This window comes from Corynebacterium silvaticum, from assembly GCF_004382825.2.
Classification (GTDB): Bacteria; Actinomycetota; Actinomycetes; order Mycobacteriales; family Mycobacteriaceae; genus Corynebacterium; species Corynebacterium silvaticum.
In genome coordinates, this window is the sequence record NZ_SDQO02000002.1 from 214,162 (window position 1) to 239,784 (window position 25,623).

Consider the following 25,623-nt stretch of genomic DNA (forward strand, 5'->3'; position numbering starts at 1 on the left):
CTAAGGGCACGCCTCCATCGGTTCGATCGCGTCTGGGAAAGCAACTAGTACCGAGCGGAAAGCGTTGGTCACCATGGGACGTAGGGGAGGTAAGAAAGCCGCAGAGCGCTGGAAGGCAGATCCACACGGTGAGTATGCACTGGCTGAGCGCAAGAAGCGAGAACCTCAGACGCGGGAGGACTATTACAGATCCTGCGGAAAGTTCTAGCCGAGAGCCCATCAATTCCTAAATATAGGTTTACAAGGAAGCTCGAGATATCTACTACTTTGTTAGGTAGCTCCCTCGGGTTTCCTACTGGAGAAGGGAAGATATGCTCTACATAGTGCCAGGGATGTTAGCTGGGATCGTTTTCTATCTTATCCTTACAGTGGTCAACTGGTTCGTTGAGGGAATATGGCCAAAGAATCGCCGGCTGCGAGCGCATAGTCGCCTTGCTATCCATTGCTTGGCTGCTATCGCTTTTACCATTTTCCTTGTCGTTTCCGGCGGTGGCGGAAACTGGGCTACCCATTTACAAATCAGCGGTTTCCTGTTAGCTGGATGTCTGTTGAGTTTCATAACATCAATCCGGGATAATCCCCGTATTCAAAGAGAAGAAAATACGACAGATTACTTTGTAGAAAGATGAAGCAGAATTTTGGACGAGCAACCAGGGGCAAGAATTAATGGAAATCAAGGCAAATACCTAGGAACAAACCAAGAAGCTCACGTGGACTACTTCTGATCAGGGTGCATCGCTGGTAGAGGATTCGGCTATGCCAACAGAACTGGAAGGAGAGCGTGACGCTGGAGAATTAGGCGCATGAGCGCGTTATCCGCAGATCGTTGGCAGATGCTCATGGCAGATATGGCCGCGATCTGCGGATGCGGGTGGGGTAATAGGGGAGGTAAAGCGCTAAAAATTTTTGGGGCCTTAACCGGCCCCTTTTATTGTTCAAAGGGTTGGAAATATGTGTTCTGTACAGCGATTTTCTAGCTTTGCATGGAATTTCCGAGTGTTCTAAAACCTAAAAAGACAATAATTGTTACGAATGTTACTTATGTGACTAGTGGGATTATTGGTAGGGTGGCGATCATGATGAAAACCCGTCGTCTGAAGACTGCCCTTTGTACAGTTCTTGCCTCGTCCACGTTTGCCGTCGCCTCGGTCCAAGCAATTCCGCTTCCCTTCCCGATCGGCGCGTCCTCAGGCATAGACGTTTCGGGTCACCAACACCCCAACGGCAGCAGCATCAATTGGCAGGACGTCAAGTCCCACGGTCAGTCCTTCGCTTTTGTTAAAGCGACAGAGGGACTGGGCTGGACCAATGACTTTTACGCTAGTGACATCACCCAAGCTGCGGCTCAGGGGCTCAAAGTTGGGTCGTATCACTACGCCCGTCCGGGCGCTGACGCACGGCAGCAGGCGCGTCACTACGCCAAGGTCATCTTTCATACGCCGAATCATTCCTTGCCGCCTGTTCTGGACCTTGAGGTAGCTGAGGGGAAAACCCCGCAGGAGCTGGTCAACTGGACACGAGACTTTGTTCAAGAGCTGGAAAAGCAGACCGGTCGCGTCCCCATGATCTACACCTACCGGTACTTCTGGATTGAGCAGATGGCTAACACCACTGAGTTCTCGCAGTACCCACTCTGGCTTGCGGCATATCAGGCGCAGGTGCCCGGGACCGTGGGCGGCTGGGATCAAATTGATTTCTGGCAGCGTTCCAGCTCCGGACGTATTAACGGCATTGTCGGCGACGTAGATATGAACCTGTTTAACGGTGACGACGGCGAACTCGCCGCTTTTGCTGCAGGTAATCTCCATGCTGCGGGCAACAAATTCGCCTCGATCAACCTCCCCGAGCTAGCAGACCTGGGCAAGAGTGCAGGTGGGGTAGTGGCAGTCATTCTGGCTTTGAGCGCCGGGGCAGCTGCCGCGCCACAACTGATTCAAGCCGCCGAAGCCGCAGGTCTGAGCTCCGAGGGTGCGCAGGACCTCACCGCGGTGGTGCAGGCTTTGGCTAAGGCTGGCAAGCTCCCGGTCGATCAACTGAACAAGATGGCTAGCGGTAACTACACCGTTGGTGACCTGATCATCCTGCTGGATAACGCCGCCCACCTTGCAGGTATAGACGTAGGCCAGAGCTCTCAAGCTGCAATGCGTGCAGATGGGCTCAATATCGACGCTAACCAGGTCGCGCGGGTGATCCGCGGCCTCGCCGCCCGCTAATCGACGTCAACAACTACCCCCTGAGATGCCTCATCCTCAGGGGGTGTTGCGTTTTAGCTAGGGTCGCCGGCAATAAATGATTCCAGTTCCGCGCGGGCGTGTTCGTCGCGAAGCTGCTGTGGCGGGGACTTCATCAAATACGAGGACGCTGCGAATACTGGGCCGCCGAGTCGACGATCTTTAGCGATCTTGGCGGCGCGGATAGCGTCGATGATGATGCCGGCAGAATTAGGCGAATCCCATACTTCCAGCTTGTACTCAAGATTAAGCGGCACATCACCAAACGCGGTTCCCTCCAGGCGAACATAAGCCCACTTGCGATCATCCAGCCAACCGACGTAATCCGATGGGCCAATATGGACGTCGTGCGCCTCGATGTGCTGATCCAAGTTAGAGGTGACAGCCTGCGTCTTGGAGATTTTCTTGGACTCTAGGCGATCGCGTTCGAGCATATTTTTAAAGTCCATATTGCCGCCGACGTTCAGCTGCATCGTGCGATCAAGATGCACGCCGCGATCCTCAAATAATTTTGCGAGCACGCGGTGGGTGATTGTGGCTCCTACCTGCGATTTAATGTCATCGCCCACGATGGGAACCCCGGCTTTCTCAAATTTCTCCGCCCACTCGGGATCGGAGGCGATGAACACGGGAAGGGCGTTGACAAAGGCCACATTGGCGTCGATAGCGCACTGCGCGTAGAACTTATCCGCTTCCTCGGAACCGACTGGAAGATAGGAAACCAGGACATCCGCGCGGACGCCTTTGAGCGTGCCGACAACATCGACGGGTTCAGCATCGGATTCTGTGATGGTTTGGCGGTAATACTTCCCCAGCCCATCCAGCGTGGGGCCCCGTTGAATAGTGACCCCTTGTTCGGGGACGTCACAGATTTTGATCGTGCAGTTTTCTGAGGCATTGATGGCCTGGGACAGGTCTAGGCCAACTTTTTCTTTGTCCACATCAAAGGCGGCAACGAACTCGATGTCGCCCACGTGGTAGTCGCCACATTGCACATGCATGAGACCGGGGACATTGGTGGCGGGGTCAGCGTCTTTGTAGTACTCCACGCCCTGGATAAGCGAAGAAGCACAGTTGCCAACCCCAGCAATGGCCACGCGGATAGTTCTGTTGTTACTCATGCAGATTCCTCTTTACTCGCAAGCGATGGCGGGAAGGAAGCTGCAAAAAACGCAACCCCCGTCCCTATCTATGGATGCACGCCACTATATCGGCGCTTTTATTCAGGTAAAGGCAGGAATTGCGTTTGTGTATCGGTTAAGTGAATCGGTTCACTGGCATTGACCAGCGGGTAGGAAAAGCAAAAATTTCCGATTTTTATAGAGGATGGAAGGACAAAAAGCCCTCAAGAGGGGGTGTTAGACGACTCCGCCGAAAAGTGCGCCGGCAACATAGGTGAGTGCCAATCCGAGGGTGCCGCCAATCACCAGGCGCAGAACGGAACGCATCCGCGACGTGCCGGCGATGGCTGCAGAGAGATAGCCGGTAACCGCGAGCGCGATGATGGTGATCGAGCTGATCGCGATGACTCCTACCGTGCTGTTGCCCTGAGGTGCGATGACCACCATGAGCAGGGGAAGGATAGCTCCCAGGGTGAAGGCTGCTGCGGAAGAAAGCGCAGCGTGCCAAGGGCTGGTCAGATCTTGGGCGTCGATGCCATATTCGATGCGCAAGTGCGCGGGGAACGGGTCATTGTGCCCAATTTCAGTGGCCGCGCGCAAGGCGGTTTCCTCTGACATTCCATAGTCCGAGAGGATCTTTGCGATCTCGTGTCGTTCCTCTTCGGGGGTATGAAGCAGCTCAAGGCGCTCGCGCTCCATGACCATCCGCTCCGAGTCGCGTTGTGCGGAGACTGAGACGAACTCGCCCAACGCCATGGAGATAGCACCAGCTACCGTAGCTGCAATACCGGAGGCCAAGATGGCGCCGTGGCCCACGCCAGTGGCTATCACGCCGAGGATGAGGGCGGATACGGAAACGATTCCGTCATTGGCTCCGAGCACGCCAGCCCTCAGCCAGTTGAGGCGGGAGTTCAGTCGATTCGACGATTCTTTTTGAGTCTCCGGCTGCGTTTGGGATTCCGGCTGCGCGGCGGTGTAGTCGGGGAACGTCATGATTATCCTGCCTAGGGTAGAAAGCGGCATCACTCACTAAGAGAGAGTGTCCTGCCGATTGTGGCCTATTCAACATGAATTAACAAGGATTGGAAACCTACCCTTAGCAGGGAAAACCTACCCTTATGGGCGGTTATGGGGGTTGTGTATCAACGATGAGTCTGTGCGCGGGGTGCTTGGTACGCACTAGGAGAGTCGCGTGGATACCCCGGCGTACTTATTGTGGCCTTATTGTGGCTTGCCGACGATCCCCAGCGCGCCCCGCACGCATAGTGCGTTTACTTCCTGCACGTCATGCCCTCGTTCCAGTGCGTTGAAACCTGTGCTGAGCAGTCCCTGAATGAGTGCGGCTGCAAGCGTGGGATTGTCCAGGTCAAACGGTATAAGTAGGTTGCTTAGGGATTCGATTAGCTGGCGGTGAATGTGGGCGATGTTTGCTTCAGCTTCTCCGCCGACACCTTGTGCCAATTCCATGAGCCAGCCGTGGTTTTCCACCGCCACGATCTGCACGTTTGTTGAGATATAGGCGCACAGGGCTTCTGTGGGGGTGGTTGCCTCGTGGATGGCTTGGTTGATGGCATCCACATAGTCGGGAAAGTGGCGCAGGATGACGCGTCCGCGCAGTTCATCCATGGATTCCACGTAGCGATAGAGCGAGTTACGGGCTAGTCCAACGCGCTGTGCGACGGCGCCCGCCGTAAGAGCTTCCACTCCGCCCTCGCGGAGCAGAGCCTCGGCTGCGTCGAGTATCGCTGCCTGCGTTTTTTCTCGATTTTGTTCCTGGCTACCCATGTTTTCCATTTAAGCACTTGCGTGAAGCGTCTCCGAATGTGCTTTAATGAAGTTATGGCGCGACACCCTGTCGCAGTTTTGAAAGTGGTTTGAGAGAGGTTCCACCATGACCAAGACATCCAACCGCTGGGTAGTGCTGACGATCCTGATGATCGGTGTATCGCTCATTGTTCTCGACTCAACAATCGTCTCCGTTTCACTCCCAACGATCATCACGTCGCTCGACTTGAGCCTCACTGATGCGCAATGGGTCTCTTCTCTTTATTCCGTGGTCTTTGCAGCATTGCTGCTGTTCACGGGAACACTGGGGGATAAATTCGGTCGCGTCCTTATCTTCCGCATCGGCCTTATCGTTTTTGCGCTTGCCTCGCTGCTGGCCGCGGTATCCGGCTCTGCAGCTCTTTTGATCCTGGCCCGGGGTCTGCAAGGCGTTGGCGGTGCGATGATCCTGCCATCCACCTTGGCCACTATCAATACTGTTTTCCGTGACCAGGAACGCGCACGGGCGTTTGGAATTTGGGGTGCCACAATGGCATCATCGATGGCAGCCATCGGGCCGCTGCTCGGTGGCTGGCTCACGCACTCGTTTTCGTGGCACTGGATCTTTCTGATCAACATTCCCATCGTCATTGCGCTGCTCATTGCCGGCCACTTTGTCTTCGGGCCGGATCACAAGGGGGACATTGTTGGTTTTGATGTCCCCGGCACCCTGCTTTCTGCTTTGGCCCTCGGGTTGACGGTCTTCGGCCTCATTGAGGGGATGTCGTTAGGCTGGTGGAACTCCCCAGTGCCGTTCGCGATTGCCTGTGGCCTTATCGCTGCCGCGCTTTTTATCGTCCTGGAACGCGCGCCAGCGGGCCGGCAAGCCGGTGCTTCTCGACGTCCGCCTCTTTCGCATCGGGTCCTTTAGCAACGGCAATATCACCGCGCTGACCGTGGCACTAGGTGAATTCTCCGCATTGTTCGTTCTGCCGCTGTACCTCATTTCGGTACTGCGCCTAGGCGCTATTCACGCAGGTTGGGTGCTTGCTACTCTGGCGCTTGGCTCGATACTGTCCGGTGCGGCTGCTCGCCATGTGGCGGCTGCATTTGGGCCTGCGGTCACCGTGATTATTGGACTCGTGCTAGAAGGTGGCCGGTATTGCGGGAGCGGGCCTGCTGATCGGACCGGCGACGTCGGCACCGCTTATCGCTCTGGTCCCGGCGATCTACGGCGCGGGGGTAGGGCTTGCCTCGGCGCAGCTGGCTTCTGTTGTGCTTGCCGACGTCCCCGTCGAATCCTCCGGCATGGGATCGGCCACGCAGTCGACCTCCCGCCAGCTCGGCTCCGCGCTCGGTGTGGCAATCGCGGGAACTGTCCTGGCAATCGACGTAGTGCGCCGGGTGGTCGAAGGGCTCACGAACCTCGGAATGACGGGGGCGCAAGCTGAGCAGTTGGCACACGCTACCGCCGATTCCGCTGGCGCTGCCATCCCCGCGCTGGCAGAAAAGATGGGGCCTGACGTGGGAAGTGTTCTCAGCACAGCTTTTGCCGACGCCACCTCTTCGGTGCTGTACGTATCGGCCGGAGTGCTGCTGCTAGGGCTCATTTCTGCCGTGCGGTTGGCAAAGCGGTAGGGATGGTTGTCGCCTTATGGTGATAGTGCTTGCAGGCGCGTTCTCACATACTCCGCAAAATGCGGACACCCTGCAGATATGAGCTTTTGTGCCAGATTGAAGGAATGAGATTTCTGCATGTAGTAAGAAAACTGTTGCTCGATTACTGCATCATTGGCTTCAGGGGCGCTTTCCGCAACTAGTAGCAGGAATTCATCTGGCGTGAAAACCTCATACGGGCAGTCGTCTGAATTCGAATAGAGACCGGCAAAGTCTTTGTAGTCCTGAGTGACAATGATCTGTATTCGTCCGTGAATCGCTGCGCTATGGACATGTGCGTCAAACGTGTCGGAATAGGAGACTGATTCATCAATGGCAAAACCAGTGATTCGATTTTCCGCCATCACAGTCATCAGCCTGTCTCGGATGGCTTTAAGTCTTCGGATACTCTCGCCGCTTGTGATAGATTGCCTCAGCGAGAATATCCTCAGTCCAGTAGAAAGGCCAACTACCTAAGGCTTCTGCGGCCAGCAGCCCGATCCATGCATGCAGTGTAGTAGAGAACCAGATATTGGTATCGGGCAAAACACTATTAGGGATTGGCGTGTATTCGTTGGGAGCTGCAGTTGTCACAGTCAGACTATATGCAATCCTAGGGAGCTATGTCTCCAGATCGAGCACTTCAAATACGGAGCGGCGCATTTCTTCCTTGCGGTCGTTCAGTAGCTTGAGCACCTCTTGTGTGTCCAGTCGGTGGTGTGATCCAACCATGGTGTTGCTGAGTTTTCCTTGTTTGATGTACTTCATCACTGTAGGGCGAGAAACTCCCAGCATGGAAGCAGCTGTTGTGGTGGTGATGCGCGCAGGCAACTGGGAAATACTAATCGCTCTGCCATGTGCAACGGCATCAAGCACTTTGCGGATGATGTCGATAAGCTGATCTGGAGCCTCTTGGCCCGCTTTTGAGGTTATCTTGGGGTCTTCGCCAGCCAGTTGGTGGCGAAAAGCAGTGAGCATCTTCGCATCTTCTGTAGTCAGATTGAGCGATGCTTCTGTTTGTATTGTCATGGGGTTCACCTCATTCTCCATCTGGTACTTGGCTGCTATATTCAGGGCAAGCTTAAAGTGTTGCAGATATAAGTGCAACACCCCTTTTTTTTGTTGTGCTTTGTTTGGATGGCTGGCCGGTGCTGTATCGACCACTCCTGGCTTTAATATCGAAACTGACAATGCATGGTTAACCGCTTTCCATGCTCGAAAGTGCTTGACGTGATTGTTTAGCAGTTATCCAAACATTGAACGGATGGATGGGTGATAGAAAACCACTACCAAATCTCATCCACATCAATGCGACCTGGGGATTGTGAGAATAGAAGGGGTCTAATCTCACAATGAATCGTGTAATCGCGGGAACCTTGGTGGAATAGTGGACTGCTATTCCACCAAGCGGTAGCGTCTGGAACGGTCGCCTCCGATGGGGATAGCTCGCGCTTGAGGGCTGAGAATTTTTCATTTAACTGACACAGACTCTCATTAGCCTATAGGGTAACTCAATAAGCAACCTTATACTCTAGCTCTTGGCCTAAGGCTCACCCATGAAGGTGCTCTCGCGCAAAATACTTGCCGTTATCTCAACAAGCTTACTGCTTAGCACTACTCCCGGTGTTGCAATAGCCTAATCACCGTTTTCCGGTTCGTCTCATCGTGACCAGTCGCAACTGGCACTCGAAACGTCTCAAGACCCAGGCGCTGATAATGGTGCAGTTTCGACGCAAACAGTAGGTAGTCCATTTGCGGAATGGGGTATCCCCATACCTCCAGGGGTCGAAGGCTATGAAGTCAACCAGGCCATGGCGGAAGAACGTAACCCACAAGGACTAGAAGAGTGGCATCCAGCCCCAAACCCGAATGGTGAAATCATTCCTGGCCAGATGCGCTCTGACAGGAAAGAGATCCCTGCCAGTGTTGATAAAGTAGAAGCCGATAAAGCCGAAATTCGAGAAGCACAACTTTCAGATTCGGATAATCCGACTTTGAATGCTTGCCCAGGCCGTAGCGTATACTGGCCAACTAGCTTCGAAGTATGAGGTCTAATCAAGGAAAATACGACAGTATCGGTGGGCCCACAAGCTTTCTTCTTCTGCCAAAATCTCATGATTAACCAACCTTGACAGGATCGGAAGCGCTTCGACAGCAGACTTCATGTACTTGGGAGTAAAAAATGCACAAAAGTTTAAACAGACCATCGGATAGCGGAGAAAATACCGACAGACAAAAACCTTTGCTATTTTCAAAATGGTACGGAATCCCCTTTCTTGAAATTGCGCTCTTGGTTGTCACTTTTATTGTTGATATTTTCTCAAGTCACCACGTAGGACATATATACGCTGTAATTTTCATTTCCTTCGTTGGATTACCAATTCTCAGCCTCATTCCGCTGCGCTTTTTCTCCGTAGACCTTTTGTTTATATCCCTAGGCGTATTAGGAATCCTTATACTCAAGTTTTCTGGTGATACTGCTAGCGTTGGGCTGGGCTGGGTTTCGCTGTTTCTCTTAGGACTAGGTATAAGTGGTGTTTGTTGCTTAACTCGGAGAATTTTAGCCAATATCTTAACGAAGACTACATGCTCGTAAACATGTAAACCTTCGATAGGTAATAGCAATACGGGCAACGTCCTGCGGAGTTCCCAGAAACTGATTGCCTTACCCTCGTAATGTTGACAGTGCTTCTATCGGCTGGATATGGATTCTTTACGCAGGAACCATCGCAGTTTTTGGGAGAGGTATGACCTTCCTGACTCTTCTGTTTATGGCGCGGATGCGCCGACTGCTTTTTAACGTTCTGGCCCTTCATCTCCCAAAGCATTGTCCATCCAGTTGTCTTGGTCGTTGTTCTAGTCGCTATCTGCGGTTGCTTGCTGGTGAACACGGGCCACCATCGCTTCATCTGCTGTTGCGCTAATCCCCAGTGAGTCCAAGAAGCCCATAGGCTTCTTCAGTCCTTGCATATCGTGACGCTGGGCGAAGCCTTCTTCTTCGCCTTGAATTAAGTATGCAGCGCCAGTAGTGTCATGCTGTTTATGCAGGTCAGAATGGAAAAACTGGCAACATAACACTCAACTTCCCACTTAACATAACACCGTGGGAAGTAGGTGGGAAGTTAAGTGTTATGTTCGGTGCGCACGTGCTTTTTAGCGGTAAGACGTTCCACTCGTTCTAGTTCGCTGAGCACGATGCGTCGTACGCGGCGATCGTAGGGGACATCTTCGTGGAGAACTATTGCGCGCTTTGACACTGCTTGTACGTATATATTGCGGACGAGGGGGCCGGTGAGAAAACAGGATTCCACTGGCTGAATGATGGTGTCTGATTTTGTGGTGATGCAGGAGTAATAGATGCCGGGCAGTGTATCGCCGTTGGCGTTGAGCTCTTGGATGAGGTCGCTTTCGGCAAGCATCTCAAATCCCGAGGCCCCAAAGAAGTTCGTGATGATGGAATCTACCACGACTGTGCCGCGGGCAGTACGGGTAAGTGGACTGATAACGCCGCCGTGGGAGGTGCCATGATTGGGAACTGCGAGGCAGATGAGGTGTGTGACGTAGCGGGCCCCGTCTAGGTGATGCATCCAATATCTGGCAAGTATTCCGCCTTGGGAATGTCCGACAAGGATCGCTCGCTCGGCGCCGGTGACTTTGAGCACGGCATGGATATATGCGCCGACCTGGTCTGCTGATTCGGCCACCGCGGCGGTTGACCGCATCCCAAAGTCGGGTGCGAAGACCGCGTAGCCTTTCTTGCGTAGGTCTGTGCCTAGTTCCATCCAGTCGCCTTTGGTCACCCCGGTGCCGTGGATCAGAATCACTGGGTAGGGGTGTCGCGAAGTGGGGCGGGCGCGCCAGTCGTCTTCAAAAAGCCCTCGTGCTGGAAGCCGCGCGGAGAGCGGCAGGGGAGCGTCGATAATTGCCATGCGGGAGCGCGACCTCCTTTGCGATTGTTTCCTGCCGGGGATACTTTCGTACCATACCTAAGAAATTCAGTGAGCGTTTTTAAGGAGTTTCCCGTGTCCCTTACTGTTGCTGAGGCAATTGCGAACCGCCGTGCCACTCGTCAATACACCGAGCAGGAGGTGAGCGACGCGGTGCTTGACGTCGTCGTTTCGCAAGCTCTTCAGGCGCCGAGTGCGTTTAATGCGCAGCGTGCGGATCTTGTAGTGATTCGGGATCAGGCGATCAAGGACAAGATTTTTGCGGCTTCGGGCCAGAAGCAGCTTCGCGACGCCCCGGTGGTTCTGGTCACGGTTGCGCGTGCCGACGTCCCCGAGGATCTTGACGAGATCCTTGGCGTGGAACGTGCAGCGTTTGTGCGCAATGTTTTAGCTAAAGCCGATGCTGCGCGTCTGAGGGAGACCGCGCTTAAAGATGCCATGCTGGTGGCGGGTTTTGCGTTGATCGCTGCCCAAGGCGAGGGGCTCGCCACGTCGCCTACCACGGGGTGGGATGAGGCGAAGGTCCTTGAGGCTATAGGGTTGGCCGACCGCAGCGATCGTGCAGTGGGGCTGGTGATCGGCATGGGATATCCTGCGGAATTCCCAGCGCATCCCGGTCGGGCAGAGAGCCGTCGGGTTAACGACGGCTATGCGCGCGACTGAGTTTGTGTGTGGTCACCCCGTAGACTAGGGGACATTATGGCCACTTTTTTGTTTGATCTTTATGGGGTGCTGCTTAAGCTCCCCACTCAGGAGGAGATCGATCATCTGGGCGCAACTATCGGCGCAGATGATCGATTCTGTCCTACGTTTCATAAGCTGCGACCATCGTTTGATGAGAACCGCGTTAATGCGGAGAATTTCTGGCGGCAAATGAAAGTAGCTTTGGGGCTCGATGATATTGATTGGGCGGAAGCTCACCAGATGGATCTTGAGATGTCCATGGGGGTCGATGCGGAGATGGTCCGGTGGGCGCTTGATCTTAAAGACCAGGGGCATCGCATCGGCATCTTGTCTAACATCCCCCTAGACTTTGCGCGTAGGCTGCGGCGAGAGCAACCATGGATGGAAGACTTTGATGCCGTTTTTTTGTCCGGTGAGGTGGGCGTGGCTAAACCAAGCGCGAGGGCTTTTGACATTGCGTGCCAGCGTTTGGGGCTATGCCGGGGGACACGTTGTTTATTGAAGATACGCGCGCCAATATTGAAGCGGGGCAGATGTATGGCTTGAAGGTGCATTTGTTCGACGGCATTGAGACATTAAAGGAGAATCTGTGAATTCTGGCCCGATTATTTTGCCGTTTAATGGGAAAACTCCGCGAGTTCACGAGACCGCTTTTATCGCGCCGAACGCCACCTTGATCGGCGATGTAGAGATAGCGGCGCATGCCTCTGTGTTTTATGGCTGTGTTTTGCGAGCAGACATCAACATGATTCGTGTGGGCGCGCGAACTAACGTCCAGGACAACTCGGTGCTGCATGTCGACGGCGATGCGCCGTGCATCCTCGGCGAAGACGTCACGGTGGGCCACATGGCTTTGGTGCATGGCTCCACCGTGGGCAACGGAACCCTGGTGGGCATGCACTCTGCGTTGCTTTCACGCTCGGTAGTTGGCGCGGGCAGCCTGATCGCTGCGGGAGCCGTGGTGCTTGAAGGGCAAGAAATACCCGCAGGCTCCCTTGCAGCTGGCGTTCCAGCCAAAGTCCGGCGGGAACTCTCGCCCGAGCAATCGGCAGGGTTCATCCCGCATGCTGGCAGGTATGTGAATGTTGCCAGCATGCATAGAGAACTTGGGATGAGTCTGAGCCTCGACCAGGTGTGTTTTAGCTAGAACTACCTGCGCTTAGTGATCAATCGCTTGGCAAGACCCAAGGGGTCTTCCATCAGCCGATCCATCGCGATGGCCCGGGCGGCGGCACGGGCATTATCAAGGTGAGTGGGGATCACCCGGATCTCCAACTTATCCTTTGTCCCGTGAGGAGACTTGCGTAGCGCTTGGCCCACTGCCAGGGCATCCTCTGAGTTTTCGAATGCCGACCCGGCAAGGACGATAACCTTTGGTCGCGTCTGCTCTACTAGGGCTACGGCTGAGGCTCCCAGGGAGGAAGCTCCATGAATATTCTCATCGATCGGCAGCACCACCACCTCTTGGGGGTTTTGCAGTGCCGCACCGATGGAATCGTCCGCATAAAAGATGAGTGAGCTGGCGGGCACATCGGGGTTTTGCGCCTGTTGCTCAGCGCCCGCAATGGCCGTAATAGCACTGGCGACGGTCACTGGAATAGAGATGCGGTTGTAGATCCGTCCAGCGAGGTCTACGCCTTCCCAACCAAGGTTTTTCGCGGTGACAAGGCCGAGGGAGTTGACGTGGCCGGACGTCGCAATGCCGACGTTGGCAAGGGGCAGCTCGCTGAGTTCTGCGACCTTGCGGATGGCTGTGGCTAGCGTCTCCGCATACTGATCAGTGCTCATCTGCGTAGGAACGATATCAAGGATTTTTTCCTTTATTACTACGCCGCGAGTGCTGTATGCACCTACGTACGTGGTCTTAGTTCCTACTGCTACACCGATCTGCACCCAGGGGGAAGCTGAAAGCTCGATGGGGATGGTGGGGCGACCCGGGCCGTTGGGGATGGAAAGGTCTGGTCTTTCCCGAACGAGCTTTGCTTCCATGAGCGCTGCGACGGCGCGGGTCACGGTGGGCTGGGATTTTCCGGAGCCGTGGACGAGCTTGGAGCGCGTCACCGGCTGGAAGTGCCTGATGAGGTGCAGGCACGATGCAGCCGGTACAGACGGCTGAGTAAAAGAAGGGGTATTCCTCAAGTGGCTGCGCGTGTGCATAATAAAAATTCTATAGCGATAGACCACGCAGTCTAAATTATCCACCCCCTCGTTGGACGGTTTTGACAACCTGTGAGCAGCTTAAATATAGATATGAAGTATTTAAATAGACTGACCAGTATATTATGGGCAGAATATTTGGGCCGGAGAAAAAATGTCGCTGAGCGTTGTATTTTCAAAAATGATTTGCAAAAAAGTTTTGAGTCAAATGTCACTATTTAAACCTTGAGCTTTTTTGGGTGGGTGTGGGCGTCGATAAGCGAAAGGGGGAGGTTGACCGCGAATTGGGGGATGGATACCCCCGGCTGCGCCCCTTAATCTCAGGAGGTGTCGGGGGAAATAATGTAAGCATTATTCACTCACGGGGTGACGCATTTCTCCATGCCATGTGATGTAGGTGACATAGCATCAAACTTCGATGAGTTGAAAAAAATTTAATAAAGGCTTGAACTTTGGGAACTCTTGTCAACTTTCGCGCGACAACTACTAACGTCGCGCGGGTGCATCTCTGAGCGCGCCGGGAATGCCTCTCGTCCTTGACTCACAACGAGATTGGTTCCCTTTGTGGATGCGCCCATCGCGGAGTGGAACGGATCCCTCCGTGGTACGACTGTGGCCACAGTCTGTGCGTAATCCAACGTGTGTATGAAAGCGGTATTAGGAATACATGGTCACCACCGATCAAGCCCTCTCGGCGGGAAGTGCAGCGCCACAAGCTGTAGAACCTGGGACTGGACGCGCCGGCGAAAACAGCGGGAAGTCCCGCCATTTGCCGCGCCACCTACGCCGGCTTCATTTCTTTGCGGGAATCATCTGCGCACCGCTTATCTTCATAGCGTCTCTTACCGGGCTCGCCTATGCCTTTGCCCCGACGCTTGAGAATGCGGTGTACTCCAGCAATATCACTGTTGAGGTCCCCGCTGATGGTCAGCAGCTCCCGATGGAAAAGATCGTGGATATAGCTACGCAGCGTCACCCTGAACAGCCCATTTCCGGTATTCGCGTCGGTGAAAAAGACCAGGCAGTACGGGTGCTATTTAAGCACCCCACCAAGAGCGCAAGCTTCACCGATGCTGTATTTGTTAACCCCTACAACGGCGAGATCACGGGAGACATGGTGCAATACGGCAACTCTGGAGCGTTGCCATTGCGAGATTGGCTGTCCCACGGGCACCGCGATCTATGGTTGGGGGACACCGGGCGCTTCTATTCTGAGTTTGCGGCGTCTTGGCTTGGAGTTTTGGCCGTCAGTGGCGTGTACCTCTGGTGGAAGCGTCAGCGCAGCGGCACTGGCAGAAGCGCTTCCATGCTGAAGGTTTCTGGCCGCGGCCGCACCAGGAACCTGCGCTGGCACGGAGCATTGGGCACGGCTCTTGCACTGGGCATGATCTTTTTCACCTTCACCGGACTGACATGGTCTTCTGTGGCGGGCACCAATATTGGCAAAGTTCGTACTGAGCTGAATTGGGCTACACCAAAAGTGACTACTTCTCTCGACGGCGCAGCTGCTCCTGCGGTAAAAGATCCTCATGCTGGCCACGATCATGCTGGTCATGACCACAGCGGTCACTCCGCGACGGCAGCACCCTCAAAGCTGAGTCTTGCGGCGCAATCCACAAAAGTCGCGGCGACTGCTGCTACTGAATTGCGCAGCGGTGTCACCTTGCGTCCGCCAAGTGAGGCGGGTCAGGCGTGGAGCGTCATGGAGAATCGTCAGGCATATCGTAAAGACAACAACTCTATTGCGGTTAATGGCGATACGAGTGAAGTCACTGCCCGTTTGGCATTTGCGGACTGGCCCTTGGCTGCGCAAGCTACTGCATGGATGATTCAGCTGCATATGGGCACCATGCTGGGGCTTCCGAATCAGATCGTGTTGGGCTTACTGGCGGTAGGAATCATTATTTTGGTTGTTCGCGGTTATATGTTGTGGTCCCAGCGGCGTCCGCAAGGCCAGCTTGTGGCTGATGCGCCGGCGCGTGCCCGCGGCGCTGAGCTTCGTTTTGGCGTGGCAGGAATCCTTGCGGTGGTGGGAATGATTGCCTATGGATTCTTCGCCCCGGTATTCGGAGTCACGTGCTTGGCTTTCCTCGTGTGCAGTGTGATCTGGGACGTGGTGCGTTCGCGGCGTCGTAAAGCACATTAATGCTTATCGACGCTACGCCTCAGCCACCACTGTGAGCACCGGAGATGCGTCATAAGCATATGCATTCATAGTTTTGTGGGGGAGTCACACTAGACTGATTCCCCATGAGCTTTTCCCCTCAGGAGCCACTGATTTCCGGCTTGACTGTTCGCACCATGACTGCGGATGACAAAGATGCACGTATGACCGCGCTGTTGAAGAATCTGAATCGTTTTGAACAGCGCTTTGATGTGCAGGATTGTGCGTCCGAGCCTTTGTGCCATTACCTCAGCTTTGACCCTGCTCGTGGCGATATAGGCCTTCTGCTTGCCAATGATGCGGGAGAAACCGTCGGCATAATGTGGGCTGCTTTTATTAAGGGATTCGGTTTTATCAATGCCAGCGTGCCGGAACTGACGCTCTACCTCGCGGAGGAATGGCACGGCAAGGGTGTGGGGCAATGGATGTTGGACCAGGCTGAAGAGCATGGCCGGATTCATGGTTGGCCGGGCATTGCTGTGAACGTGGAAAAGGAAAGCCCCGCGCGACGTCTTTATGTACGCTGCGATTACGTCACTCAAGACGGTGGATCCGTGGCAGGGAGCGTGATGCTGAAAACCCTTAGCCCGAAAATTCGGAGTGTGGCCGTGTATTGCGGTTCTGCGCATGGGGCGCGTCTGGAATACACCGCTGCGGCGCGGGCTCTGGGCACTGCGCTCGCGGAACGGGGCATCACCATGGTTTATGGTGGTGGCAAACTCGGCCTGATGGGGGAGACTGCAGACGCAGCCATCGCCGCAGGTGGAGAAGTGCATGGCGTTATGCCACAGAATCTTGTCGATCTAGAGCAGGCGCATCCGCGACTGACTCGATTGGAAATCACAGAATCCATCGCTGAGCGCAAAACTCGGATGGAGGACCTGGCAGACGCTTTTGTGGTTCTGCCCGGCGGCATGGGCACCATGGAAGAGATGTTTGAGGTGCTGGTCTGCCAGCAGCTTGGCCCGTATTGCGGCCCCGTGGCGCTTTTTAACGTAGAAGAGTATTGGGAGCCGCTGGTCACAGCCTTCCATGCGATGAGCGAAGAAGGATTTATTGCGCAGCGATACATTGATGCGCTGGTCGTTGCAGGTAATACCGATGAGCTTTTCGAGGGCTTTGCCACCTGGGTCAACCCCGGCCTGAAATGGAATTAGTCGGCACGCTAAGGGGCCATGATGTTCCCGGATTCTTCCCCAATGAGGGCGAAAAACTACATGCTGGAAGGAATGCGTGCTTCTGGCTAAACTAGCCAATCATGACTCACGGAAATACGGACGTGCGAACCCCCTCGCTCCTTGATGCTTCCTGCGAAGCATTTGTTCATGATCTTGCTGCGTTATCGCCGACTGAGGCGACCGCATGGGGCATTGAGGGCCACGACGGGGAACTGCAAGACTTTTCCCCGTCGTATTGGGAGGCCGTCGCGAACCGTAACCGTGAGATGCTCGCGGACGTTGATGCTCTCGACGACGGCACCGATGATTGCGATGACGAGGATGATTTTGATGAGGTTGATATCGTCACTGCTGCAGTGCTGAGAGATCGGGTGTGTCTAGATCTATCGCTGCACCATAACGACGAGTTTTTAGGCCAGCTCAACAATATTGCGTCTCCGATTCAGACCATCAGGGATACTTTCTTGCTGATGCCGCAGGATACCGAGGAACAGCGGGAAGCCATTGCGTCTCGTTTGTCGCAGGTGGGCAAGGCGCTCGCGGGATACCGGGAGTCTTTGACTGTGGCGGCCTCTCACGGAAAAGTGGCGGCGATTCGTCAGATTGAGGCCGTTATTGGTCAGTGCCGTGAGCTTACCCAACCAGGTTCCATGCTCGATCAGCTGGGAGTAGACCCTCATTCTGCCGCTGTGACGTCTGCAAAGAAATCCTTTGGCTCTATGGCTGAGTGGTTGAGCGATCAATTAGCACCGCATGCGCCTCACAACGATGCGGTGGGTCGGGAGCGGTACGAGCGCTTTAGTCACTTATTTGTGGGCGATGTTGTAGATCTTGACGACGCCTACGAGTGGGGCCTTGATCGTCTACAAGAGATAGTGGCCGAACAACAAAGCATCTCCGAGGAACTCTATGGAGCGGGGACCTCCGTTGCTGCCGCCATGAAGAAACTGGATGCTGAGCCTCGCTATACCATCACGGGTACTGATGCGCTGCGGGAATGGATGCAGGAGCGGGCGGATAACACTATCACCCAGCTCAATGGCGTTCACTTTGATATTCCGCAGCCAGTACAGACCCTGGAAGCCTGCATTGACCCTGCAGGTACCGGTGGCATTTTCTATACCCCGCCATCGGATGACTTCTCTCGTCCAGGCCGCATGTGGTGGTCTGTTCCGGCGGGACAAACTACTTTTCACACATGGCAAGAGCTGACCACCGTTTTCCACGAGTCCGTCCCTGGGCATCATCTTCAGTGCGGTCAGGCGGTTTGTGAGCGTGAGAACCTCAATCTTTGGCGCAGGATAGCCTGTTGGAACTCGGGCCACGGCGAAGGCTGGGCGCTTTATGCCGAGCAGCTGATGGCGGACTTGGGTTACCACGATGACCTAGGCACGCGGATGGGAATGTTGGATGCGCAGCGCCTCCGTGCAGCGCGTGTTGTCTTAGATATCGGGATCCATCTGGGAAAGCGGACCCCGGAGGGAACGAGTGTCTGGGATGCGTCGTACGCAAAATTCTTTTTGCGTGAGAACTCCGCCATGGACGAGCGCAATCTTGCCTTTGAGCTGGATCGCTATCTAGGCTGGCCCGGCCAGGCTCCTTCCTATGCTTTGGGGCAGCGCTTGTGGCAACAGCTGCGCGACCGTGCGGTAGCTCAGGGGCAGACTCTCAAGAAATTCCATACTCGTGCGTTATCTTATGGATCAATCCCCATGTCTATTCTCGGTGCACAAGTACTCCAAGGCTAATGTAGAGTCCTCTGCTGTGGATCTACTGCGGATCTGCCGCGGAGGATTTATGGTGGGTTTAAATAATTAAGCTTGGCGTAATTTAATTGCGCACAATATAATTAGTGCATGGCCAAAGATCACTCGCTCGATGAACTCATCTGCTTTCAGCTGTACACGGCATCCCGCCTGATGCAGCGTATATATCGCCCTTATCTTGACGATTGGGGCATTACCTACCCGCAGTACTTGGTTCTCGTCTGCCTATGGGAACGCGATGGCAGGTCGATTGGCCAGCTTGCCGATCCGCTCAATCTGGACAGCGGCACCCTGTCTCCTCTGTTGCAGCGTATGGAGGATAACGGCTTTGTCCGACGCCAGCATGAAAAAGAGGACTACCGAAGACTGCGCATTTTCCTGACCGCTAAGGGCAAACGCCTCAAACCTCGTGCTGATGACATGCAGGAGGAGCTCATGGAGACCCTCAGACTCGATCACCAGGACCTTGCTGCTATGCACGATCTCATGAGCAAAATTAACCCTTAAGAAGGGATCATGGACAAAGAGCACTCAAAGAAAAGTTCGCGCAAGCCTTGGAGCTACGGAATGATCGTGGCTTTTTTGCTCATGATTCTTCTGATGCCGCCGCTGCTTCATCTTTTTGCCGGCGGTGGTGTCATACTCGTGACATTGCTGCTGGCGGCGTTGATTTTTGGTTTTATAGACGCAAAAACCTTTCGCTTTACAGCTAGCTTTCCGTTGCTGGTTGGGGTTGCGTACTTCTTGGACATGCAGATGTACTTTAATGCGGGGACCTGGATCTACCTTCCCATCATGGTGATCTTCGCGTTTGTAGGCGGTGCCCTCGGAGCCCCTCAGGGGCTGCGTTCCTTGGGGGAGGAAGACTGATGGAGATATGGTCTTTTGAGCACCCTGAACTGGGGCTTATCAGCGTGGAACGCGGTTATGACGCGGAGTTTCGGGCGGCCGATCCGGACTGGCCCGAGGAACCCTCCGAAAAAGAAATCCGCCACGTTGGTCCCAACGCTGGATTCAAGGAACGCATAGAAGCGCTTATCCATAATCCCCCGGTCCGGTTGCACATTAAGGTGAACGGCGAGACATGGTGCCGGCTTAACGACGTCCCCTCGGGCCGAATAGCTTTGAACAAATCCGTAGACAATTCTTTAACCATGCCGGCTATGGCAAAAGTAAACCGGAAAAAGCCTCACCTTTACGTACAGTCCACTATATTCAACGAGATTCTGGGCATTGAGTATCGCGAAGGAAGCCAAGTCATAGAATTCACCCCACCCGTGGGGACTCGGGGGCATAAGCGCCACCAGGCGATGGAAGAAAGCAGCATAAAGCGAATTCTTTTCCCCATGATGGCGGGTCTAGGAAAGAGCGGTTGGGCAATTGCCGTGATCGTTCTGGGACCAATCATGAGCAGGATCGTGAAAAAACTCTTGGAGTTGTTGCCCGACTGGGACTTCTTTGATCTTCCGGAACTCCCCTCAATCGAGCTTCCTGTTCCACGGTTTCCGCAGATCACGCTTCCCGTGGTGCAGTTCCCGGACTGGGAATTTCCTCATATTGAACTCCCATGGTGGGTTATGTTTCTTCTTGAGTATAAAAAAGTGTGGATCCCCTTGGTGATTGCTGTCTTTGTAGGCATCATGGCGATCCGTAATCACAAGAAATCTGAAGAGCAGAAGCGGCAGTGGGAGTCGGAACAGACTGATGATTGCGATGCGACGCCTTAGGATTTTTTCCGTTGCAGCAGAGCGATAAGAGCGGGTATCCACCCGGCTAATGCAAGAACACTTACGATTCGGATGACCTGAGTAGCCACGACCACCGACCCCGCGCCACCTTCGCTGGAGAGCGCAAGCACGGTTTCCAAAGCACCCGGGCTGGTGGCCAAATACGCCTCAAAGTAGGAGACGTGCAGTACAGACATGAGAGGCCATGCGGTCAGTGCGCAGCCTGCTATCAGCACAACCACAAAGAGAATGGTGGATGGAAGCTGAGCGGCGAATGCTTTGAGCGCGGCTAAAGAAAGCGAACCGCCACAGATCCACCCGATAGAGAGAAAAGCGAAATAGCGCACTGTCTCGGGTGGTGCAAGACTCACGTCATGCGGGATAAACAATCCAACTATGACCACCAGAAGCATCGGTCCCAGGATCGATGCTGCCGGCAGCCTTAAAAACTTACCCACCCGATGGCCAACCAAAGCGATAACAACCACGATGAGCAGCGCCCACCATGGTTGTGACTGCGCTGCTTCAGACACAGCATGACTGGCGGGCGTATGCGAGAAGAGATGGGTTATCAAAGGAAGGGAGATCGAGACTGTGAGAAGGCGCAGATACTGGCTGAGAGTGACGTAGCGATAGTCGGCGCCTAGGTCTTTAGCCAGGATCGGCATAATAGAGGCTCCGCCGGCCAACATGGAGAGCACTCCAGTTTCCTGGCTAATCTCGGGTTCTTTGCGGGCTAATAATAGCCCGCCGCCGATGCCAATTGCCAACGTCACAATGGTCACCGCGATACTGGGTAAGACAAAGTGAGCGAGTTGGCTCAATTGCGTAGATAACAGCGGCAGAGCTGCGAGGACACCGATAAAACCGCGAGCAAAATTAAACAAATGGCGGTTCATCGGTAACTCTTTGCCCGTGATAAGAGCCGACGTACCAGAAGCCGCAATAGCTGCAAGAATCCACGCAGCAGGGACATGGAGAAAAGCAAAGAGGAAACCAAACGCAATGGACACAGGTGCCACCACAGACCAGCAGAGAACCAGGCCCTTATCCGTAATGAATCTCCTCATGCGTCGAGTGCTCCTCTCTTAGAATGCACTCGACTTTAATCCCACCTGTGGCCTGTGGCACTACCTTGAAGCTGAGACTTCTTCAAAAGAGTCGCGGGTAATCCGGACTCCAGGGCCCCGATGCTCCCGTATTGTCACGCTGCCGGGTGCCGTCAGATCGATGATGACTGCGTCGACGGAGTACTTCTTGCCGGCGTCGAGACGCTTAAACGTGCTGCCGTCGACAGCTGCACCATCGCCAGTAGCGCTCAGCGTCAACGGTGAAAATGTGGCTTTGATCCTATTGGCCTGCGGATGATTTCCGCTCGTAGCTTTCCACGTAATCGCATAGGTGGTGGGGGAGCAATCGGCAATGACACCTGCCGGATAATCAACCACGCAAGCAAGAGTTACTTCCTTATCCAACGGCAGAAGATAGCCCCCAGCCGGGATCGGAGTAGCAGCTAGATCCGGTCGCGGGGTAGGGCGTGGCGACGGCGGACTCGGCGCAGGCTTGGGCTGCTGGGTTTGTTGGTTGTTGAGTTGCTGGCTGTTGGGTCTGCTGGGTTGTCAGGGGGGACGTTGTTGCGGATGTGCGTGAGGCATCGGCGGCTGTAGACGTGGGCTGTGGCGGTTGAGTATTCGCGCACGCGCTCGCGCCAAAGAGAACTACTGCGGATAATGCTACGGGAAGAGCTTCTTCATGGACATTCCTCCGGTTCACAAGGACCTCTGAAATAGATCACTTTTGACTATTACCGAGCGTAATACGTAATATCTTCTGATGAAATTGGCAGCCATCAATAATCGGAGGCAACAGTGGACATTACTGTGAGCGGCTGGGGGATCTTGATCGCTGGTGCCGGAATAGCCGGGTGGGTTGACGCGATGATTGGTGGCGGAGGGCTAGTGCTCATCCCGCTTATCATGGCCGTCGCGCCGGGACTTGCCCCGGTTGTTGCCATCGCTACCAATAAGTTTGTGGCCGTGAGCGGAACCGCCTCAGCCGCAGTGACAATGGTGAGGAAAGTGGGAGTTGATCGCTCGCTGGTGTTGCGGCTTGTGCCTGTCGCGGCCCTGAGTTCGGCGGGCGGGGCGTTGCTGGCGGCGTCGATAAGCAAAGACGTGATGCGTCCGATCGTGATCGTACTTATGCTGGTAGCCGGGATTTTTGTTGCCCTCAAACCAGAATTTGGGCAGGGCGGACCCACACAAACCGCGAGCGCTAGGCGGCGCGGACTTGCCGTTGTAGCGACCGGGGCCATTGCGCTTTACGACGGCCTCTTTGGGCCCGGTACCGGAATGTTTCTGATCATGGCTTTTACCGCGCTGCTCTCTCAAGATTTTCTGCGGTCGGCAGCCCTGACCAAAGTGGTGAATACTGCCACTAACCTGGGGGCTCTCCTCGTATTTATCGCAGCAGGCCATGTTTTGTGGTCCCTGGGAATCGTGCTGGCTGTGGCGAATATCGCGGGCGCACAACTCGGGGCAAAAACGGTGTTGGGTGGTGGAACCAAGATCCTGCGCCTAGCGCTTTTGACTCTGGTCATTGTGATGAGCATCTACCTGACAGTGCAGCAGGTGCGCGGGGTATAGGACTTGAGGTTATGGGCTTGCCGGTCTTTGTCGGTTGCGCTGGTCGCGCCGATGGTGCCGGTCGCGCAAAGAGCGTGAAATTGGCAACTGACGACGCCAGGCTCAGATGCTATACATTGTCTCATCAGGTTTCTAGTGTGCACTTCTGCTGTCGCATGTGAGTGCTGAACATCCTTAGGATGTCATGATGTCAATGCTCAATGAACTGCTTGCAGATGAATCAATAGAACTGCACGGAAAGGCGGAAACCTGGCGCGATGCCATTGCCAGTGCTGGCGGTCTTTTAGAAAAAAACAGGTGTTATAGCGGGTGCGTACACCGAATCAATGATTGACAACGTGGAAGTCAACGGGCCGTACATCGTCGTGGCACCCGGCTTTGCCTTCGCCCATGCTCGCCCGTCTTCTGCAGTGAAACAGACTGCGATTTCCTGGCTGCGTCTGGAGCAGCCAGTTTCCTTTGGCCATCCAAAGAACGATCCCGTTGACCTGGTTGTTGCGCTCGCTGCACACGCTGATACCGCACATACTGCCGCGATGAAAGATTTGGCGCAGTTGTTGGGAGACAAGCAACGCAGGGAGGCGCTTAACCGGGTGGAGACTGTGGCGGAATTGCGGGAGGTTTTGGGGTCTGCTGTGAGGGATGGCGTGGGCGCTAGCTTTGCGGTCAATCCCGCGGTAACGGTTGCAGCTGGGCTTTCCAGCGCGCAGGCGACAGCGCCCAAAGGAAAAATACTCACGGTGTGCGGGAATGGCCTGGGGACCTCTTTGTTCCTGAAAAACACGCTGGAACAGGTCCTCGATTATTGGAAGTGGTCCCCCTATTTTTCGGTTGAAGCCACCGACACGATTTCTGCAAAAGGGCGTGCCCATGAGGCAGATTTCATCTTGACCTCAGGGGAGATTGCGGCGACCCTGGGTGATCTAGGTGTGCCGGTCTATGTTATTCAAAACTTCACTTCACCAGCAGAAATTGACTCAGCCCTACGTCAGCTTTTCGACGTCTAACGGAGGCACACATGAACGTCCTACTTTCGATTGCGGAATTTCTTGTCAACGAGATCCTTGCCGTTCCAGCATTCCTTATCGGCATCATCACGGCTGTCGGCCTCGGCGCGCTGGGCCGAGGCACCGGCAAGGTTCTTGGTGGTGCACTGAAAGCAACGCTGGGTTTTCTTCTCATCGGCGCAGGTGCGGGCCTCGTCTCTGCTTCCTTAGCACCACTAGGAGTGATGATCCAGGGGGCTACCGAGGCGCACGGAGTGGTACCTACCAACGAGGCGATCGTTGGAATTGCTCAGGAACACTATGGCAGTCAGGTAGCGTGGCTCATGATCCTGGGATACGCGGTGTCCCTGGTGTTGGCGCGTTTTACACCACTACGCTATGTTTTCCTCACTGGTCACCATGTTCTTTTTATGGCGACGCTGTTGACCATAGTGATGGCCACTGCTGGTTTTGACCCATGGGTGGTTATCATCGTCGGTGCTGTTCTTCTTGGCATTTTGATGGTTTCCCTCCCCGCCATCGCGCATCCATGGACTCGTCGGATCACGGGTGACGACTCAGTGGCGATTGGCCACTTTGGCACTTCCGGCTACGTGGCCGCAGGTGCCGTGGGCAAGCTGGTGGGAGGCAAAGGAAAGAAAGCCAGCCCTTCCACCGAAGAAATGAAACTACCTGAAGGACTCAGATTCCTACGCGACTCCATGGTCGCTACTGCACTATCGATGGCGCTGATGTATGTAGTTCTAGCAGTGCTTTTTATCCTTAGGGCTGGTCAAACCGAGGCTTTCACGGCCTTTACCGGAGGTGCGACAGGCGTCGGAAATTACCTTATGCAGTCGGTGACCCAGGGCCTACAATTTGGCGTAGCAGTAGCCGTGATTCTCTTTGGCGTGCGTACCATCCTGGGAGAGCTGGTCCCTGCGTTCCAAGGAATTGCAGAAAAAGTAGTCCTCGGCGCAATCCCTGCGCTGGATTGCCCTATTGTGTTCCCTTATGCCCAAAATGCTGTCCTTATAGGGTTTATCTCTTCTTTTGTTGGAGGCCTTGTTGGATTAGCAGTGCTTTCTGCCTGGTTGAATCCAGTATTCGGGGTGGCCCTGATTCTCCCCGGCCTAGTTCCACATTTTTTCACTGGTGGCGCGGCAGGCGTTTATGGCAATGCCACCGGTGGTCGCAGAGGCGCGCTATGCGGTGCATTTGTTAACGGACTGCTCATCACCTTCCTTCCGGCTTTCCTTCTTGGGGTCCTTGGCACCTTTGGGGAAGCAAACACCACCTTTGGTGATGCAGACTTTGGATGGTTCGGAATACTTATCGGTGGAGCGGCCCACAGTGGAAAGACCGTGGGGCTTATCCTGATCGTTCTCATCGGTATCGCAATTCTTGGGCATGGACTGTGGTCGCAGAAAAAGCTCGTCGAAAGGAACTGGGATCCCGCTCCGCATCGTTCAGGCGGATTCGGTTCAGCGGATACAGGTCGGGATGCAGGTCGTCAGAACATTGACGCTTATCCCCGCATAGCCCCGCCACAAGGTGCGCCAGTTCCTCCTCCGCCACTAGGATAAGCCCGTTGAAT

At 54.7% G+C, this 25,623-nt stretch carries 28 protein-coding genes and 1 pseudogene; 17 read left to right on the plus strand and 12 right to left on the minus strand.

Going from position 1 to position 25,623, the window contains the following annotated elements:
- Positions 1 to 73: 73 nt before the first annotated feature.
- Entirely contained in the window at positions 74 to 208 is a 135-nt protein-coding gene (locus ET810_RS13005; protein WP_259493875.1) for a hypothetical protein, read from the plus strand.
- Between the two features lie 868 nt (positions 209 to 1,076).
- Positions 1,077 to 2,213, plus strand: a complete 1,137-nt coding sequence (locus ET810_RS05110; protein WP_087453124.1) for a glycoside hydrolase family 25 protein — start codon at positions 1,077 to 1,079, stop codon at positions 2,211 to 2,213.
- A 53-nt stretch (positions 2,214 to 2,266) separates the two neighbouring features.
- On the opposite strand, the gene ET810_RS05115 is transcribed toward ET810_RS05110, so the two are convergent.
- From ET810_RS05115 to ET810_RS05125, 3 genes are all read right to left on the minus strand, one after another.
- A complete protein-coding gene (locus ET810_RS05115) occupies positions 2,267 to 3,352 on the minus strand; it encodes an inositol-3-phosphate synthase (RefSeq protein ID WP_087453125.1) in 1,086 nt (361 codons plus the stop codon).
- 237 nt (positions 3,353 to 3,589) lie between these two features.
- Positions 3,590 to 4,345, minus strand: a complete 756-nt coding sequence (locus ET810_RS05120) for a VIT1/CCC1 transporter family protein (protein ID WP_087453126.1) — start codon at positions 4,343 to 4,345, stop codon at positions 3,590 to 3,592.
- Positions 4,346 to 4,573: 228 nt separating this feature from the next.
- Positions 4,574 to 5,137 (minus strand): TetR/AcrR family transcriptional regulator, encoded by a 564-nt coding sequence (locus ET810_RS05125; RefSeq protein WP_225870196.1) that lies wholly within the window; start codon positions 5,135 to 5,137, stop codon positions 4,574 to 4,576.
- Positions 5,138 to 5,243: 106 nt separating this feature from the next.
- Here ET810_RS05125 and ET810_RS12540 point away from each other — a divergent pair, with 106 nt between their 5' ends.
- Together ET810_RS12540 and ET810_RS12545 are read left to right on the plus strand one after the other, a co-directional pair.
- On the plus strand, positions 5,244 to 6,047 hold the full coding sequence (locus tag ET810_RS12540) for an MFS transporter (protein WP_241657934.1): 804 nt from the start codon (positions 5,244 to 5,246) through the stop codon (positions 6,045 to 6,047).
- Between the two features lie 221 nt (positions 6,048 to 6,268).
- Positions 6,269 to 6,754, plus strand: coding sequence for an MFS transporter (locus tag ET810_RS12545; protein ID WP_225870194.1), 486 nt, complete (start codon positions 6,269 to 6,271; stop codon positions 6,752 to 6,754).
- A 14-nt stretch (positions 6,755 to 6,768) separates the two neighbouring features.
- Here ET810_RS12545 and ET810_RS12550 read toward each other — a convergent pair whose 3' ends face one another.
- Genes ET810_RS12550 through ET810_RS05140 form a run of 3 tightly spaced genes read right to left on the minus strand, consistent with a single transcriptional unit; the run spans position 6,769 to position 7,936 of the window.
- Entirely contained in the window at positions 6,769 to 7,137 is a 369-nt protein-coding gene (locus ET810_RS12550; protein ID WP_225870193.1) for a hypothetical protein, read from the minus strand.
- Between the two features lie 28 nt (positions 7,138 to 7,165).
- A complete protein-coding gene (locus ET810_RS12555) occupies positions 7,166 to 7,366 on the minus strand; it encodes a hypothetical protein (protein WP_225870192.1) in 201 nt (66 codons plus the stop codon).
- Positions 7,367 to 7,393: 27 nt separating this feature from the next.
- Positions 7,394 to 7,936 (minus strand): helix-turn-helix domain-containing protein, encoded by a 543-nt coding sequence (locus tag ET810_RS05140; protein ID WP_225870191.1) that lies wholly within the window; start codon positions 7,934 to 7,936, stop codon positions 7,394 to 7,396.
- A gap of 647 nt (positions 7,937 to 8,583) precedes the next feature.
- Here ET810_RS05140 and ET810_RS05145 point away from each other — a divergent pair.
- Complete coding sequence (locus tag ET810_RS05145) at positions 8,584 to 8,820, plus strand: hypothetical protein (RefSeq protein ID WP_087453129.1); 237 nt, start codon at positions 8,584 to 8,586, stop codon at positions 8,818 to 8,820.
- Positions 8,821 to 9,628: 808 nt separating this feature from the next.
- Here ET810_RS05145 and ET810_RS05150 read toward each other — a convergent pair.
- Both ET810_RS05150 and ET810_RS05155 read right to left on the minus strand, forming a co-directional pair.
- Positions 9,629 to 9,850 (minus strand): hypothetical protein, encoded by a 222-nt coding sequence (locus ET810_RS05150; protein ID WP_087453130.1) that lies wholly within the window; start codon positions 9,848 to 9,850, stop codon positions 9,629 to 9,631.
- A gap of 44 nt (positions 9,851 to 9,894) precedes the next feature.
- The gene (locus ET810_RS05155; protein WP_087453131.1) at positions 9,895 to 10,701 is read right to left on the minus strand and encodes an esterase/lipase family protein; all 807 of its coding nucleotides are present in this window, start codon (positions 10,699 to 10,701) and stop codon (positions 9,895 to 9,897) included.
- 93 nt (positions 10,702 to 10,794) lie between these two features.
- On the opposite strand from ET810_RS05155, the gene ET810_RS05160 reads away from it, so the two are divergent.
- Genes ET810_RS05160 through ET810_RS05170 form a run of 3 tightly spaced genes read left to right on the plus strand, consistent with a single transcriptional unit; the run spans position 10,795 to position 12,550 of the window.
- Positions 10,795 to 11,382 (plus strand): nitroreductase family protein, encoded by a 588-nt coding sequence (locus ET810_RS05160; RefSeq protein WP_087453132.1) that lies wholly within the window; start codon positions 10,795 to 10,797, stop codon positions 11,380 to 11,382.
- 36 nt (positions 11,383 to 11,418) lie between these two features.
- Complete coding sequence (locus ET810_RS05165; protein ID WP_087453133.1) at positions 11,419 to 11,949, plus strand: HAD family hydrolase; 531 nt, start codon at positions 11,419 to 11,421, stop codon at positions 11,947 to 11,949.
- 43 nt (positions 11,950 to 11,992) lie between these two features.
- Positions 11,993 to 12,550, plus strand: a complete 558-nt coding sequence (locus tag ET810_RS05170) for a gamma carbonic anhydrase family protein (protein WP_087453134.1) — start codon at positions 11,993 to 11,995, stop codon at positions 12,548 to 12,550.
- 2 nt (positions 12,551 to 12,552) lie between these two features.
- On the opposite strand, the gene ET810_RS05175 is transcribed toward ET810_RS05170, so the two are convergent.
- Positions 12,553 to 13,560 carry an ROK family protein gene (locus ET810_RS05175; protein WP_134316090.1) on the minus strand — a complete coding sequence of 336 codons (1,008 nt, stop codon included), beginning with the start codon at positions 13,558 to 13,560 and terminating at the stop codon, positions 12,553 to 12,555.
- 667 nt (positions 13,561 to 14,227) lie between these two features.
- Between ET810_RS05175 and ET810_RS05180 the strand changes: the two genes are divergently transcribed.
- The 6 genes from ET810_RS05180 to ET810_RS05205 all read left to right on the plus strand — a co-directional run bounded on the left by ET810_RS05180 (position 14,228) and on the right by ET810_RS05205 (position 20,395).
- Positions 14,228 to 15,706 (plus strand): PepSY-associated TM helix domain-containing protein, encoded by a 1,479-nt coding sequence (locus ET810_RS05180; protein ID WP_134316089.1) that lies wholly within the window; start codon positions 14,228 to 14,230, stop codon positions 15,704 to 15,706.
- Between the two features lie 104 nt (positions 15,707 to 15,810).
- Positions 15,811 to 16,881, plus strand: coding sequence for a TIGR00730 family Rossman fold protein (locus tag ET810_RS05185; RefSeq protein ID WP_087453136.1), 1,071 nt, complete (start codon positions 15,811 to 15,813; stop codon positions 16,879 to 16,881).
- Positions 16,882 to 16,982: 101 nt separating this feature from the next.
- The gene (locus ET810_RS05190; RefSeq protein WP_087453137.1) at positions 16,983 to 18,650 is read left to right on the plus strand and encodes a DUF885 domain-containing protein; all 1,668 of its coding nucleotides are present in this window, start codon (positions 16,983 to 16,985) and stop codon (positions 18,648 to 18,650) included.
- Between the two features lie 108 nt (positions 18,651 to 18,758).
- Complete coding sequence (locus tag ET810_RS05195; RefSeq protein WP_087453138.1) at positions 18,759 to 19,175, plus strand: MarR family winged helix-turn-helix transcriptional regulator; 417 nt, start codon at positions 18,759 to 18,761, stop codon at positions 19,173 to 19,175.
- A gap of 9 nt (positions 19,176 to 19,184) precedes the next feature.
- Positions 19,185 to 19,538, plus strand: a complete 354-nt coding sequence (locus tag ET810_RS05200) for a hypothetical protein (RefSeq protein WP_087453139.1) — start codon at positions 19,185 to 19,187, stop codon at positions 19,536 to 19,538.
- Entirely contained in the window at positions 19,538 to 20,395 is an 858-nt protein-coding gene (locus tag ET810_RS05205) for a hypothetical protein (protein ID WP_087453140.1), read from the plus strand. The genes ET810_RS05200 and ET810_RS05205 overlap by 1 nt, the downstream gene beginning before the upstream one ends.
- Here the strand turns inward: ET810_RS05205 and ET810_RS05210 are convergent.
- The 3 genes from ET810_RS05210 to ET810_RS12565 are packed head-to-tail and all read right to left on the minus strand — an operon-like array spanning position 20,392 to position 22,168.
- Positions 20,392 to 21,465: an AbrB family transcriptional regulator gene (locus ET810_RS05210; protein ID WP_087453141.1), complete on the minus strand. Its 1,074-nt coding sequence runs from the start codon at positions 21,463 to 21,465 to the stop codon at positions 20,392 to 20,394. The genes ET810_RS05205 and ET810_RS05210 overlap by 4 nt on opposite strands.
- A gap of 60 nt (positions 21,466 to 21,525) precedes the next feature.
- Entirely contained in the window at positions 21,526 to 21,843 is a 318-nt protein-coding gene (locus ET810_RS12560; RefSeq protein ID WP_225870190.1) for a hypothetical protein, read from the minus strand.
- A 19-nt stretch (positions 21,844 to 21,862) separates the two neighbouring features.
- Positions 21,863 to 22,168, minus strand: a complete 306-nt coding sequence (locus ET810_RS12565; protein WP_225870189.1) for a hypothetical protein — start codon at positions 22,166 to 22,168, stop codon at positions 21,863 to 21,865.
- Positions 22,169 to 22,263: 95 nt separating this feature from the next.
- Here ET810_RS12565 and ET810_RS05220 point away from each other — a divergent pair, with 95 nt between their 5' ends.
- The 3 genes and pseudogenes from ET810_RS05220 to ET810_RS05230 all read left to right on the plus strand — a co-directional run bounded on the left by ET810_RS05220 (position 22,264) and on the right by ET810_RS05230 (position 25,612).
- Complete coding sequence (locus ET810_RS05220) at positions 22,264 to 23,040, plus strand: TSUP family transporter (RefSeq protein WP_087453143.1); 777 nt, start codon at positions 22,264 to 22,266, stop codon at positions 23,038 to 23,040.
- A gap of 187 nt (positions 23,041 to 23,227) precedes the next feature.
- A pseudogene (locus ET810_RS05225) lies at positions 23,228 to 24,047 on the plus strand (PTS sugar transporter subunit IIA).
- 11 nt (positions 24,048 to 24,058) lie between these two features.
- The gene (locus ET810_RS05230; RefSeq protein WP_134316088.1) at positions 24,059 to 25,612 is read left to right on the plus strand and encodes a PTS ascorbate transporter subunit IIC; all 1,554 of its coding nucleotides are present in this window, start codon (positions 24,059 to 24,061) and stop codon (positions 25,610 to 25,612) included.
- Positions 25,613 to 25,623 lie beyond the last annotated feature (11 nt).